Below are 14,899 nucleotides of genomic sequence, written 5' to 3' on the forward strand. Positions count from 1 at the left end.
ATGATTCCGTCTTGCATCATGGTAAATCCGTCAAAAAAAGCCGGAACATGATTCGCTCATGCTCCGGCTTTTTTGGGATGTAAAAGGGTCTTGAAACTATACCACGAGGACGAACAGACCCTTCTTATAGGCTGGGTCCGATACGGTTAATACTGAATTCTTGATGACCAAGCGTTTCCGATTTGGTCCATTTCCCATCCGCTATTTCCAGGATCTCCTGCCAGATCCGTTCGCCTGCAGACTCCAAGCTCATCGCGCCTTCGAGCATTGCGCTGACATCGACATCCATGTTATCCTCCATCCGATCGTACATCCGCTTGTTACCCGTAATTTTGATGACCGGTACGACGGCTGCACCGGTTGGCGTTCCCCTGCCTGTCGTGAAGCAAACAATATGGACGCCTCCTGCCGCCATACCCGATACGCATTCGATATCGTTACCCGGCGAGTCCATGAAGTAAAGTCCGCCCTCCGGTAACCGTTCCGCGTATTCGATCACTCCTTTGATTGGGGCTTTTCCGCATTTGCTGATGCAGCCGAGCGATTTCTCTTCGATGGTAGAAAGTCCGCCCTCGATATTGCCAGGGCTCGGATTGCCGCCCCGCATATCAGCGCCCATTCTCTCTACCTCCCGTTCGAAACGGCCGACAATATGATAGAGCCTCTCAGCCGTATCAGGTGTGGCACAGCGCTGCGCAAGCACATGCTCGGCACCGATGATCTCCGTCGTCTCGCCAATGACGACCGTCCCGCCCGCTGCGATTAACGCGTCCGCAGCTGCGCCGAGCGCCGGATTCGACGCCAAGCCGGAAGTCGCGTCCGAGCCGCCGCATTTCACGGCTACCTTCAGTCTGGAGAGCGGGATTGGCACTTTAGGCTGACGTTCAAGCTCCTCCAGCATTCGTCTTGCCAATTCCGTTCCATGCTTAATCGCTTTCACCGAGCCGCCAACCGATTGGATATCAAACACTTCCACGGGCTTGCCGGTCTTCCGGATATCGTCCGCAAGCGCGTAGGGATCGACAACTTCGCATCCCAGACTGATGACGATAACCCCGCCTACATTTGGATTTTTCCCCGTCCCCGCAAGCACCTCGAAAGTACGTTCTTTGTCCGCCCCGATTTGGCTGCATCCATGCTGATGCGGAATAGCAACGGTACCAGGGACAAGCTGCATAATCCGGCTGCACACCTGATTGGAACAAATGACCGTTGGAATGATGAGCAGATGATTGCGGATACCAATATCTCCGTTCGGCCTTTCATACCCCATAAATGTGTTCATGTCCCCGCCTTTCCGGCTCTATCGCCTCTGCCCCTTATTCCTTCAATATTATGAACATGAACATGCTGCCCAACCAAGATTGCAAAACAGGCACGACCGATAATTTCCCCGTATTTACACACGTCATCTCCTGTATCAAGCACCTCAATCGCAATCTTATGGCCGAATGGGATCAAATCAATTGCCGTTATTTCACGAATACCATGATCGTCTCTGTAACGGACCGTATCCCCTGACATTATTTCCCGCAGCACCGTAGCGACATGATCCCGATTATCCATAATCAGAGCGTCGACGCCATCTGCTATTTGTTGTTTCATTCAGCACCCCCTTCTATTCATACTAACAAGATTTACAACGGTTAGCTTTCATAATAATCGAGCATTTAGGATATGAAAATAGCGAGAATACGCTTACTAGTACCCTATTTTGACTATTTCTCTAATAGCATTTACACTATTACCAAACAAGAAATGTGTTCCTATCATCCTGATCAGGGAGGCTCCGCTATATGAAACCCATCCGTAAGCAATTCGATGCTGCTGCATCTTTCCCGCTCGAATTTACCTACCGCGCCGTAAAGGATTCACATAACGAGCTTCCCAATCACCTGCATGATTGGCATGAAATCGTCTATGTCCATGCGGGAAAAGGCGTTTTTTTTATTGATGGGTCCTTCTATGCCATGTCGCCCGGCGATTTATTCCTTCTGCCCGGCAACACCATTCATCGCGCATTGCCGGAGGAAGAAGCTCCTTTGACGGTGAGCGCCATTTATTTTCATGGGCGTATCGCACAATGGAACTCGTTAGGCGATACCTTTTCTTACATACAATGCTTCGAGCAGGCGAACAAATGGAAGAGCCACAAGCTGTGTGTGGACTCTTCCGACCGTGACTTTACTGAGGCTATGTTGGTTAATATCAACAGTGAGCTGTCAGTCAATAGACCGGGGCAACGACATGCCGTCGTCCTCCACCTGCTCCATCTGCTGCTTCTTCTGAACCGGCAAATGCCCGTTCCAACGGCAGAACGGAAAAATACTGGAGCTCCGGAGTGGATGAGGATGACGCTGCGCACAATCGACGAGCAACCATTCAGCGACGTTAGCTTGTCCACATTGTCCGTCAAAGCAGCTGTGAATCCTTCTCATTTCACACGTGTCTTCAAGCTACTTACGGGAATGACACTAACGGAATATGTCACGGCCAAACGGATTAGCCGCGCCAAGGAGCTTCTCCTTTCATCGGATGCGCCGATCCACGCGATCGCGAACGAGTGCGGTTTCGAGAGTCTGCCGCATTTTCACCGCACATTCAAAAAACTAACAGGAACGACGCCTGCCGGCTACAAACGAAGCTGCCTGACGCCGGGCATACATCACATCTAAACAAAATGTTGTTTCTTTCGATAGCTTGTTGGGGAAACACCATAATAGGAAGTAAATTGTTTGGTGAAATGATGAATGGACGAGTATCCCAGATAATTGGACAATTCCGTTATAGTAAGGTTGTTTTCCAGAAGGGAGACAGCCGCTTGCTTCATGACGGTTTTAGTCCAAAAAGCCTTAGGAGACATGTTCGTCGTTTGCTTGAACAACTGGTGGAATTGCGATTTTTTCAATCCGCTTAGCTTCAGCCAGCTCTCGTAGTTGCAACTTGCATGGGCCTCTTTCTCAATCCGTTCCATGATGATCTTTATTCTAGGATCGATGAACGGTTTATTTTGCGCGACTTGAACAACCTCAAGGACAAACGCTTTTAATAAACTACCTGCGATAACATCGGAATTAACGTCCTTTTTTTGGTGCTGCTGCACGATATGGGCGAATATCTCTGCCAATCCGTCATGATGCTGCAAAGGGATGACGGCGGGGAGATGCTCTAATTCCGTACAAGCAACCACATGTGTCAACAACGCCGAATCGAATTTCGCTAAATCCCAGGTCAAGTGGGATTCAGTCGCAAACGGCCTATCGGACCATAACTCGCAATAAACGTTATAAGTCGCAAGCTGATCCTCATGATAGAAATGGAAAGAATGCTCTCTTTCCGGCGGTAAATAGATGAGATCACCTTTTTGAATGGAATAAGTATTCGGCGGCACCGTTATTTGCCCTCTTCCGCTTTCAACGAAATGAAAAGCATAACAATAGCCGTAGCGGCCAACATCGCCAGTCGTTCTTTCATGATGGAATTTATAATGATGAGCGACTCTAATGATAGGACTTATTCCGACGATAGCATTCATATTTACCTCCCCCTTCTTGATTTTATATTATCAAAAGCATAATGGTTCATAAATCAAATATTCACGGAAGTATTGATAAATAATCGCACTGCTGTCTAAATACAAATTCATCTCCTCTTTGTTAATATAAAGTCAAATCTTCTCATTAACAAGGAGGCTGTGTAATATGTTCAACCAATCAATTAGCGGAAGTTTAACTAAAGAGCAAATCGACTTTTATGACGAGCAAGGGTATATTGTAATTCCACATCTGCTTTCTGATCAAGAACTGGAGCCTGCAAAAGAGGCTATGAATCAGAAAGTATCCATGATCGCAGAAGAATTACTGCAAGCGGGACTGATCAGCGATAAATTGGAAAATAGGCCATTTAAATACCGGCTAGCGGAGCTATTTGCGAACCTGACCCCTGATGACTTTCTTAAATTTGGCAGAAGCTGGCGCGACCGACTTCCCGGCTATTTTCATTTGATGAGCAATTCCAAAATATTGGACGCCGTGGAATCTTTGATCGGCGGTGAGATATTCTCGAATCCGGTTTATAACACAAGACCCAAAATTCCGAAAGTTGCCGCAGGAGCCGTGCCTTGGCACCAGGATAAATCGTATTGGCCTGATGCAAATTCTAATCCCGTCATCACGGTTTGGATCCCTCTGGTCGATGCTAACGAAGTTAACGGTTGTTTGCATATCAAGCCCAAGACTCATCGAACGAAGTTGTTGGAGTGGCATAACGAGAACCACACAGGCACAGGCTATACCGCATTGAATGAAGACCAACTGGGAAAAACAAAAACCGTCGCGTTGCCGGTACCAAGCGGAAGCGCCATCCTTTTTAATGACCGCTGTCTGCATATGTCAACGCCGAACGAATCGGACGAGGTTCGCTGGAGCGTAGACTTGCGTTACCAACCGACGGATCAAGATCGGATGCCGTCGCACGGAGCAGGTTTCCTTGCCAGAAGCTATCATTTTCCGGAACGCGTGGCTACATTGGAAGATTGGTTTGCTGAGAAGCCGGAACACGAAGAATAAGGTTACATGCGGGGCTCTTCTGCCAGGAGAGCCTAAAGCGCTCTCCTGGCTGAATGTCATAGATGGTTGAAACGTTCAACCTTGTTGTCCTCGTCGATACGGAAATATCATACTCCCGCTCCCGCTGGACCGTGGGCGATAAATGTGTTGTTCTCATACTCTTTTGTCACCTTTCTGGTATCACTACCATATTAACCGAACGGTTCCTGTAAATAACGGCTGCTGCCTTTATTTACAGGAACGCTCTACTCTTTAATCGCGCCAATCATTACCCCTTTAACAAAATACTTTTGCAGGAAAGGGTACAGCAGCAGAATGGGCACGGTCGAAACGATGATCGTTGCATATTTGACCGTTTCCCCGATCGGCGCTTTATCGCCCGATGAGATTGCGGTTAGCATGCTGTCAGTATTATTGGTAATCAATATTTCACGCAATACCAACTGCAAAGGCAGCAGTGTTCTGTCCTGCAAGTAAATCATAGCCGGAAACCACGAGTTCCAATGCGATACGCCATAGAACAAAACCATGACGGCCATAACGGGGAGCGATAACGGCAATACGATCCGGAACATAATCGTCCAGTCATTGGCTCCGTCGATTCGGGCGGACTCCTCCAAACTATAGGGAACGGCTTGGAACGCGGTTCTCATAATAATCAAGTTAAATGCGCTGACGGCGCCGGGGATAATCAATGCCCAGCGGGTATCAAGCAGACCCAAGTTCCCGACAAGAATGTACATCGGAATTAGACCGCCATCAAAGAACATCGTAAATACAATAAAAAACATAATGGCACTGGTCCACATGACGCCCCTTCTCGAGAGTGCATACGCTCCGAGAGAGGTCATAATAATATTGAAGGTCGTGCCGACAAACACATAAAACAACGTATTGCCATAAGCATTCGTAATATTCGGATTCATAAAAACGAGTTTATAAGCATCCAGTGTGATGCCTTGCGGATAGAGCAGCAGGCCCCTGTATTGTGAAATAAAGCCCGGATCGCTAAACGAAGCTATTAAAACATAAATGAGCGGGTACAATGTACCAACAGAGAGGAGCATCATGAAGATGATATTTCCGTAGTCAAACAACCGCTCTGAAGCACTCTTTTTCATCTGCCTTCCCCTCCTCTACCACAGTTTACTTTCCCCGGTTCTTCTGGCAATTCCATTGGCTATTACAAGCAGTGTAAGGCTAATGATCGCATTGAATAGTCCTACAGCAGCACTGTAGCTGAAGTTAGCCTCCAATATCCCTTTACGGTACACAAACGTTTGGATAACGTCCGCGGTTTCATACGTGATCGGATTGTACATAAGCAATATTTTTTCCACTCCTACCGTCATGAATTTGCCGATAAATAGAATCAACAAAATAACGATGGTAGGCATGATGCCGGGCAATGTAATGTAAAGATTTTGTTTCCACCGCCCTGCTCCATCCATCCTTGCGGCTTCATAAAGAGAAGTGTCAATATTACTGATTGCAGCAAGGAATATAATCGAGCTCCAGCCGATATTTTGCCAAATGTCCGAACCGATATAGAGAGAGCGGAACCAGCCTGCTTCACGCATGAAAGGAATCGGTTCAATGCCGAATACGCTGGATAGCAAATTGTTTATTAGGCCATTCACAGAGAGAAAATCAAACATAATCCCGACAATAACGACAAGCGAGACAAAATGCGGCATATAGGTGATGGTCTGCACCAGCCGCTTAAAACGGTTGCTGGTCAACTCATTAAGCAGCAGAGCCAAAATAATGCCGGCCGGGAAAAAAAACAGCATGCTGTATAAGCTTAACAACAGCGTATTTTTTAATAAACGCCAGAAAAAGAAGCTGTTGAAAAAATCCTGGAAATGCGTAAGCCCTACCCATGAGCTGCCCCAAAAGCCTTTCGTGGGCGCGTAGTCCTTGAAGGCGATTTGAAGCCCGTACATCGGTCCATAGTGGAAAATAAGGTAATAAACAACTACCGGAAGAAGCATCAGATAAATCATCTTGTTTACTTTAAAATCCCGAATTACTCTGTGCCTGAAGCTCTCCTTGGGAAAGTCTTTCTTGACAATCGTTCCGGAAGATGTCTGTTGTTGCAGGTCGGGCATTGTCAAAACTCCTCTTCAACGAATTTCAAAGTAGCAGACATTTCATGCCGGGAACATGTTCCCGGCATGAAGTTTGTCCTTTCCGTTATCTTGCGAAATAACGGTCCATGGCTGTTTGTTGAATTTTTACCGCTTCATCAATACCAAAACTTTTCATTGTAGCAACGAAATCGTCGAATTTATCCAAGCTCTCTGCGCCCATAATAAATTTAAGCATCATTTCTTCTGCATACGTATTCGCATCGCCCATAATGCTTGCCATTCTCTTGCTTTCTTCAGCTGTCAACGTAATCGGCGGCAAAACAATTTCATTCTTTGCTTGGCTCCACTTCTTCAATGCTTCCTTCTGGGTATCCTTTTGCAAATATTGCTCTAAATACCGTATATCTTGAATGAATGGGCCATTGGAAGTAGATCTCGCATATTGAGACAATGATTGGGCCATCGGCAGACCATCGGGGTTTTTCGTGATTTTGTCGGTATATTTAGGATAATTGTCCACCATTTCATAGCTTTCGCCTTCAATGCCGAAGTTAAATGCCATATTACCTTCTTCACTATAACCCCAATCCAGCCATTTAACGATTTGCTCCGGATTTTTCGACGTTTTTGTGATCGCTGCCCCTAAACCGGTATAAGGTTTATCCACTTGTCCCAAAGCGGAAATTTCTCCTTTGACCAAACTAGGATGGGACACGCCGATTAATTTGAATCCGGGCTTATCCTTCATCAGATCGGTGTATTTGCCAAGTCCGCCGCCGTTATAAGTATACAAGCTGCCCAGTTGGTCGCCCGTCACCTTCGCATCCTGCAGCTTGCCGTCCGTCGCGGCAAAATCGGGATCAATTAACTTCTCTTTGTACCATCTCTGCATCGTTTCCAAAAATTGTTTGTACTCCGGTTGAATTTCTCCGTACATGACTTTACCGTTGACTTGGTAGAACTGGGCTGCAATGCCCCATGCTCCAATCAATTCGTTCGTGGCGCCAGACCGTACGTTGCGGTAATTGAGCAAGTATGGGATTTCGTCCTTCTTCCCATTACCGTTCGGATCCCCATCCCGGAAAGCGGTAAGCACCTTTTCCCATTCTTCAATGGTGGCGGGCTCTTCGAGATTTAATTTCTCGAGCCAATCCTGACGAATAATCGGACCGAAGAAAACCATCAATTCATTGTCGCCGCGAATGAATGGGAAGGCATAAATATTACCCGAATCGGTTTTAATCATTTTCTCAATTTCCGGATGCTCGGATAAATACTTCTTGATGTTTGGCGCATGCTGGTCAATGAGTTCGTTAAGACGGATTAACGTGCCGTCTTCGATCAATGCATCCGGTCCTTTGCCCGATACAAGCCAAGACTTCTCGATGACATCCGGATAATTTCCGGAAGCGATCATCAGATTAAATTGCTCTTCCGCTTGAGCCGGATCGGTGCTGGGATGCTTGAATTCGACCTTGGTACCCGTATTCTCCTCCAGCTTTTTATACACTTTCAATTCGCTGTAGTCGGCCAATGTAGCCGCTACGTTGCCGTTCAAACCTACCCAATAAGAGAATGAAGCCGGATAGGCTGCTTCCTTTTGTTCTGTTGCCGGATTATTCTCTGCGGGCTTCGGATCGTTCTTTGCCGGATCTTCCTTTTTACTGTTCGCCCCTGAACAACCCGCCAACAATGAGACAAGTAACGCACTGGCCAAAAGCAGGAATCCCGTTTTCTTCATTTGTGTTGCCTCCCCAATTTTTCTTTTTTGATCAAGTTTTGATCTGTCTCCACCATACAACGGCTGCATAAATCCGGATAGAATAGATTTTCTTCTTCCGTTATCCAATCTTCAGTTTATGCGCTATCCGTTATTCAGATCGGTTATCTGCTTGTTGGATCAAGGCATGATTGGTGCGATATTGACCGGGCGTAATCCCTTCCACCTTTTTAAAGACGCGAATCAATCCAATGTTGCTTGCATACCCGACCCTCTCCGCAATATCCGAAATGGTAAGCGAAGTTTCCAAGAGCAGCTCTTTCGTTTTTTGAATCCGGAGATTTAACAAGTAGTCCGTAATATTCTGACCGCTATAATTTTTGAAGAATGTGGACATATAGGAAGAATTCAATTCAAAATAATCAGCCATCATAGTCAGGCTTAGTCCGCTTTCATAAAAATGCTCATTGATATAGACGGTAATTTTTCGATACAGTTGAGCGCTATGATCGGTACGCTGCAGCTTGACGACAGAACAAAACTCCTTATAATCGCGTTTGAGCTTCGCATACATTTCCTCTGCTGTCGTATAGTATTGAAAAAATTTGGCCGGATCGGTCCCGCTTGCAGCATCGGAGGAATAGTTCAACGAATGGGAAAGCTTCTGCAATGTACTGAACATTTCGAAAAATAAACATCGCACAAGTTCCGGCGTCATACCTGCCGTATGAAGGAAATTGACCTCATAAATGTGGTCGAGCAGCTTCTCAACATGGACGATATCGCCGTTTCTGGCATAATTCATCAATTGGCTTTCCATTTCAATCGGATAATGGTATCGATCCTTCTTCGAATGGCGAACCTCTTCATAATATAGAATCGAGCTTGGCCCTTTAATCATTTTGTAATCCATCGCAAAGATGGCTTCGCTATAACATTTTCCGATATTTCCCACTCCTGAATGTATGGTGCTGAGCGCAGCCGTTACCTGTGTTTTGAAGCGAGCCTCCATGATCTTGAGAAGCTCTTCGGCAAACGCATATAAATCATCACAATTCAAATTTTCGGATATTTTATCATTATTAATCAAAATAACGATCCGGTCCCGCTCCATCTCGATCGCATAGGCGGGTTTGTTCAGCAGCTCTTTAGAAATATTCGCCAAAATAAACCGAAGCAACGCCCACTCTCTTTCGGTATCTTCTTTGATAAATCGGCTGCAATCCTCAATATCGACAATCATGACAGCGAAACAGGAATGAGTGAAAGAAAGGTCCATGAATTCAAGATCCTGCGAAGAAACAGTTGTCGCATCGACGCGGCCTCTAATCAACCTGGACAAAAAATCGGCCTGAATTACCGGTAAATTGCGGGACAGCTGATCTTCCAAATCCTTCTCTTTGACAAATAAATGCGACACCGTTGTTCTAATCAATTCAAACTCATTGTGATGATCCTTGTGCTGATCGGATTTTCTTCCATTAATAACGGCATGCACCAGTTCACGAATGGGACGGTAATTGCGATAGGCCATGTGGTAACAAATCATCCCTCCACCTGCAATGCAGAAGAAAACGACCAGAATAGCCCACTTCTTCAACGTGTTCACTTGCGACAAAACAACACTTTTCGGTACGATAGACACATAAGTCCATCCGTTCTGAGCCGATATCGTACGGGTAATGATTAACGAGGGATCCCGATCGCTGTAATCCGTTCTCCCCGCTGTACTCATCAGCACCTCGCCTGCATCATTCTCTATAATAACCGAGCCTTTCTGCATCCCGTCTATACTGGCCAACATATCGAGCAGTTTGCGCTCGTCGATGAGCATAACCAAACTGCCTTTCACATTTTCCTGCTCCCCCCTGGGCAGAGAGTGAATATAGGTAATCATTTGATAACGTTTCGTGCCGCTTTCCATTTCTTCGGACGGAAGGAAAGTTTGATACCTGTATGGCTGTAAAATCTGCTTTAAATAATATTCATAATTCAGATTGCGATAGCGGTAAATACTTTCAAACCACACTTTTGAAACCGTTTTCATACTGGGTGATAAAATAATGTCTGATTCATTGAAATAGATATAAAATTCATCGACAAAGCTGTTCATGATATGATATCGATTGATCTCCCGCATGAACTCGACAAATGTAAAAGTATTGTTATCCGCTGCATAACGGTTCTGATCCAGCAGCCTGGACAATTTAGGATGAAAGGCGATGTGACTAGCAAAACTGTTAATTTCCTTCACCCTGCTATCGATCGCTCTCCTTGCCTGTTCCAGCATCGCTACATTGGATCGATTCGCATTGTCAATCAGGATTCGTTCAATTTTCGGGTAAAATACGCTGCCTATTGCGACCGGAATAAGCAAAATAATGACATAGGAGAGAAACAACGTAATAAATACACTCTTACGGCCGTCTTTTCTTCTAATGAAATGTTTCAAGTGATTATACATCGTGAAGCCCCCCATTCTACAAGCCCATCCTTCTATTGAATATCTTCTACTATAATATGAAATCAGAATTAAAGGTATATACCGATACACGATTCGCTATCCGTTTTCTAGGTATAAGAAATGATAGCGAATCGAGAAATCGTATTCTTTTGTAAATGAATAAACTTCATTATACTTGGAAGCGGATCGGCCATAAATCTAATTCAAAAAAACGAGGTGAAAGAGATTTGAAGAAAAAGATTAGTTTCGTTCTTGCAGGTTGTTTGTTGCTTAGTTTATTTCCCTCCTTTCCACTTTCAATTGAAAGCGTTGTCAGTGCGGAAGAAGCATTGACGGCGAATGATGAACTACGGCAGAGATGGTTCAACAAGCTGACCGGCAACGACCGCTATGATCCGAATGATCCGGACATTGCCGCGTATATTACCGATTTGACAGACCGCATAACGAACGATGAGAAGACCGGACGCTGGGATACGATGAACAAGTCGGCGGATCGGACGTATTTGTGGGACTTTTTGACAAGTACGACAGTTTCGAGCGAGATTTCATGGGCTTACGGCATCTTAAGGGACATGGCACTTGCGTACTCCATTCAAGGTTCGGAGTTATATCAAAACGAGGCATTGAAGAATGACATTATCCGCGCATTGGATTGGATGTATGTTAACCGGTACAACGAAAACAAAAACGTATACGGTAATTGGTGGGATTGGGAAATTGGAACGCCCCAAATCGCAAACAATATTATGGTACTCATGTACGATGATCTAACGTCGACCCAATTGAACAATTATATTAAAGCGATCGACCGTTTCGTTCCGGATCCTACCAAACGGGACTCGCTTAACAACGATAGCTTCAGGGAAACCGGAGCGAACCTGCTGGATAAAGCGCTGGTCGTCACGCTTCGCGGCGTACTGGGCAATAACAGTGCCAAAGTCAACCAGGGACGTGATTCGATCGGCCAAGAGTATGTTTACGTCGATCATGGAGACGGAGTTTACCGGGACGGTTCGCTTGTCCAGCACTTTAACATCGCATATACCGGAAGCTACGGATCTGTGTGGATTAGCCGTACGGCTGATATGTTGTACTTATTGAAGGATTCTCCGTGGGAAGTGACGGATCCTAACGTAAATAACGTATTCGATTGGGTGGCAAAATCCTTCGAACCGCTCATCTACAAAGGCGCCATGATGGATATGGTAAGAGGCAGAGCGATCTCAAGGCAAAATAGTACGGATCATACAACCGGCCGGTCAACGATCTTGACCCTGCTGCGTTTGGCTGAAGGCGCGCCGCCGGAAGAAGCGCTCAAGATCAAGCGAATGATCAAACAGTGGATTCAGACGGATACGACATTTGCCGATTATATCAAAGGCCTGCCTCTCTATGAAATGAATCTTGTTAAATCGTTGATGAATAATTCGGAGATTGGGCCGCAGGGCGAATTAGTCAAACATCAAGTGTTTGCCGGGATGGACCGGGTTGTTCATCTGCGTCCGGGTTTCGGTTTCGGCATCAGCATGTTCTCCGACCGGATATCGGCTTTTGAATACGGCAATGGCGAAAACATCAAGGGCTGGTATACGGGTCTCGGCATGACCTATCTTTACAACAACGATCTCATCCAATTCAGCAACGATTTTTGGCCAACCGTCGATAGCTTCCGTTTGCCGGGTACGACGACGGACGGATCGGGAAAAGGAGTAACTCCCAGACCATGGTATTCTTACCCGAATACAAGAACCTGGGTTGGCGGATCATCGATCGACGGTCTTTACGGTGCCGCAGGCATAGACTTTTCGCTGGAAAAAGTAACGGGCAGCTCGCTTCAAGGAAAAAAATCGTGGTTTATGTTCGACGATGAAATCGTCGCATTGGGGTCTGGCATAAAAAGTGCGGAAGGCCGCCAAGTGGAAACGGTCGTTGAAAATCGCCAACTGAATGACAGCGGCGATAATACGTTTACAGTCAACGGAGAAACGAAACCGGCCGAACCGGGGTGGTCGGAATCGATGGACAACGTCAAATGGGCTTATTTGGAGGGCAACGCTGCAAATTCGGACATCGGGTACTATTTCCCGGGATCCGCTTCTGTGCACGGTCTTCGTGAGGCGAGAACCGGTTCATGGAACGAGATAAATACAGGGGGACCATCGGATCCGATCACGAGAAGCTATTTAAGTGTGGCGTTTGATCATGGAGCGAACCCGGCGAACGCCTCGTATTCTTATGTACTGCTGCCGAACAAAGACGCGGCTGCAACGGCAAGCTACAGCGAAAATCCGGATATAGAGATCCTCAGCAACAGCGCCGATGTTCATGCGGTGAGAGAAACGACGCTCGGCATTACGGCGGCAAACTTCTTCCAACCGGGAAAGGCCGATTTTATTACGGCTCACGATGCTGCTTCCGTTATGGTGAGGGAAGCGGATGGTAAGTTGACGCTGGCCGTGTCCGATCCGACGCAAAAACAAGACTCGGTTACGGTGGAACTGGATAAGACGGGACTCACTGTCGCAAACAAAGACAACACGGTAGAAGTGTTGCAAACATCGCCTAAAGTCATAGTGAAGATTAATGTTGCCGGCTCGATAGGGAAAACGCATGACGTCATGTTCAAAGATATAATCGGGCCAACCATCAACAATGCAGTGATCAGACGGGGAATGTAACGGTTCGCGAGTTTACGCTTCAAGTGATGATGGACGCAGATCATCTGGATGAAACCTTAAATTACGCTTGGCAGCAAGGCTGGATTACGAACCGGGGCATTTTTAACAGCCTGATGGCAAAGGTGGATCCTATCCAAAGGAACCAGGATGATAGCAGGCAGGTGCTGAACGGATTGAATGCTTTGGAACATGAGGTCCGCGCACTATCCGGCAAAAAGATCAGCGCCGCATTTGCGGAGCTGCTGTTAAGTCAAGTATTGTATCTGAACAATATGTACAAGTGAAATAGTTATCATTCAAAAAACGATTAGAGACACGCCAGAAAAAAAGTCGGTCATCCTAATCTTAGGATGACCGATTTAACTCATTATCAAGCATTCGCATGTTATTCCTTTACCTTTCTCCATAACGTCGAACGGTTAATCCCCAGCCGCTTGGCAGCCGCGGACAGATTCATATTCTCCCGCTCCAGCACCGCTTGAATGACGTCTCTTTCGATTTCATCGAGTGTTTTGTTGAGATCGACAAAACCCGACAAACCGCTGCGGCCTGCCGAATCGCTCGATTGTACGCCTTCGACCTGACGCATCAAAGGGAGAACATCCTTCCCTATATATTCGCCTTCCGAATGCTTTACGAACGTTTCGATCATTTCCTTCAGCTCGAATAGATTGCCCTGCCACGGGTGCACATATAAAGCTTCCATGACCTCCAGCCGCAATCCGACGATCTGTTTGCCGAATCTTTCATTGTACATGATAAGAAACGTACGAATATACTCGTCCAGCTCGTTTAAGCGCTCGCGCAGCGGAGGAAGAAATATGGTCCGGTCTTGAAATGTCTCATAAAGCTTCGCGTCCAGCGCATTCTCCGTCTTCAAATCGGCAGGATTCCGTTCAAAGGAAAAGATAAGCTGACTTCGGGATTTCAGTAAAACCGGCGTAATCCCCCTTTGATCCTTCATCGACAGATTCTCCACCCCGCGGATATAAATGATTTGTTACTCGCGGTTCGTTGCGAATAAGGTCGTGAGAGCACGTAATGATACTTCATCGCATTTCACAATGTCAAGCTCAATCATCTCTCCTTGTATACTCCAGTAACTTCGGCTCCTTACACCCCATTCGGCGCGCTATGTTGGATTTATCCAGTAACTTCGGCTCCTTACACCCCATCCGGCGCGCTATGTTGGATTTCTCCAGTAACTTATGGAGTTCCGCTCGCTCAAATTCAATTTTCTTATCATCCTGACGATTACATGCTCATTCAACGAATGGTGGTCACCATGAAGCAAATGCTCTCTTCAAGGAACTTCGGTCCGTTGATCGTATGTGAGCGAACCAATTTCAGGGCTTTCCCATAAACAAGGCACA

General features: G+C 46.2%; 12 protein-coding genes. 4 read left to right on the forward strand and 8 right to left on the reverse strand.

Features of this window, described 5'->3' with window-relative positions:
* Positions 1-124: 124 nt before the first annotated feature.
* Positions 125-1,285, reverse strand: coding sequence for a UxaA family hydrolase (locus tag L1N85_RS05890; RefSeq protein ID WP_235235942.1), 1,161 nt, complete (start codon positions 1,283-1,285; stop codon positions 125-127).
* Positions 1,282-1,605, reverse strand: a complete 324-nt coding sequence (locus L1N85_RS05895) for a UxaA family hydrolase (protein WP_235235944.1) — start codon at positions 1,603-1,605, stop codon at positions 1,282-1,284. Before L1N85_RS05895 ends, L1N85_RS05890 begins: the two co-directional genes overlap by 4 nt.
* A 191-nt stretch (positions 1,606-1,796) precedes the next feature.
* Here L1N85_RS05895 and L1N85_RS05900 point away from each other — a divergent pair, with 191 nt between their 5' ends.
* The gene (locus tag L1N85_RS05900) at positions 1,797-2,675 is read left to right on the forward strand and encodes an AraC family transcriptional regulator (RefSeq protein WP_235235946.1); all 879 of its coding nucleotides are present in this window, start codon (positions 1,797-1,799) and stop codon (positions 2,673-2,675) included.
* Here the strand turns inward: L1N85_RS05900 and L1N85_RS05905 are convergent.
* The gene (locus tag L1N85_RS05905; protein ID WP_235235948.1) at positions 2,672-3,535 is read right to left on the reverse strand and encodes a helix-turn-helix transcriptional regulator; all 864 of its coding nucleotides are present in this window, start codon (positions 3,533-3,535) and stop codon (positions 2,672-2,674) included. The two genes, L1N85_RS05900 and L1N85_RS05905, sit on opposite strands and share 4 nt — an antisense overlap.
* A 166-nt stretch (positions 3,536-3,701) precedes the next feature.
* Here L1N85_RS05905 and L1N85_RS05910 point away from each other — a divergent pair, with 166 nt between their 5' ends.
* The gene (locus L1N85_RS05910; RefSeq protein ID WP_235235949.1) at positions 3,702-4,568 is read left to right on the forward strand and encodes a phytanoyl-CoA dioxygenase family protein; all 867 of its coding nucleotides are present in this window, start codon (positions 3,702-3,704) and stop codon (positions 4,566-4,568) included.
* 245 nt (positions 4,569-4,813) lie between these two features.
* On the opposite strand, the gene L1N85_RS05915 is transcribed toward L1N85_RS05910, so the two are convergent.
* The 4 genes from L1N85_RS05915 to L1N85_RS05930 form a co-directional block, all read right to left on the reverse strand.
* A complete protein-coding gene (locus L1N85_RS05915) occupies positions 4,814-5,689 on the reverse strand; it encodes a carbohydrate ABC transporter permease (RefSeq protein WP_235235951.1) in 876 nt (291 codons plus the stop codon).
* 15 nt (positions 5,690-5,704) lie between these two features.
* Positions 5,705-6,679 carry an ABC transporter permease gene (locus L1N85_RS05920; RefSeq protein ID WP_235235953.1) on the reverse strand — a complete coding sequence of 325 codons (975 nt, stop codon included), beginning with the start codon at positions 6,677-6,679 and terminating at the stop codon, positions 5,705-5,707.
* Positions 6,680-6,764: 85 nt separating this feature from the next.
* Entirely contained in the window at positions 6,765-8,402 is a 1,638-nt protein-coding gene (locus L1N85_RS05925; protein WP_235235955.1) for an extracellular solute-binding protein, read from the reverse strand.
* Positions 8,403-8,532: 130 nt separating this feature from the next.
* Positions 8,533-10,845, reverse strand: a complete 2,313-nt coding sequence (locus L1N85_RS05930; RefSeq protein WP_235235957.1) for a helix-turn-helix domain-containing protein — start codon at positions 10,843-10,845, stop codon at positions 8,533-8,535.
* A gap of 227 nt (positions 10,846-11,072) precedes the next feature.
* On the opposite strand from L1N85_RS05930, the gene L1N85_RS05935 reads away from it, so the two are divergent.
* Both L1N85_RS05935 and L1N85_RS05940 read left to right on the forward strand, forming a co-directional pair.
* Positions 11,073-13,526 carry a polysaccharide lyase 8 family protein gene (locus L1N85_RS05935; RefSeq protein WP_235235959.1) on the forward strand — a complete coding sequence of 818 codons (2,454 nt, stop codon included), beginning with the start codon at positions 11,073-11,075 and terminating at the stop codon, positions 13,524-13,526.
* 23 nt (positions 13,527-13,549) lie between these two features.
* Complete coding sequence (locus L1N85_RS05940) at positions 13,550-13,810, forward strand: hypothetical protein (RefSeq protein ID WP_235235961.1); 261 nt, start codon at positions 13,550-13,552, stop codon at positions 13,808-13,810.
* A gap of 101 nt (positions 13,811-13,911) precedes the next feature.
* Here L1N85_RS05940 and L1N85_RS05945 read toward each other — a convergent pair whose 3' ends face one another.
* Positions 13,912-14,490 carry a helix-turn-helix domain-containing protein gene (locus L1N85_RS05945; RefSeq protein ID WP_235235963.1) on the reverse strand — a complete coding sequence of 193 codons (579 nt, stop codon included), beginning with the start codon at positions 14,488-14,490 and terminating at the stop codon, positions 13,912-13,914.
* Positions 14,491-14,899 lie beyond the last annotated feature (409 nt).

It is taken from the genome of Paenibacillus alkaliterrae, assembly GCF_021532375.1.
Classification (GTDB): Bacteria; Bacillota; Bacilli; order Paenibacillales; family Paenibacillaceae; genus Pristimantibacillus; species Pristimantibacillus alkaliterrae.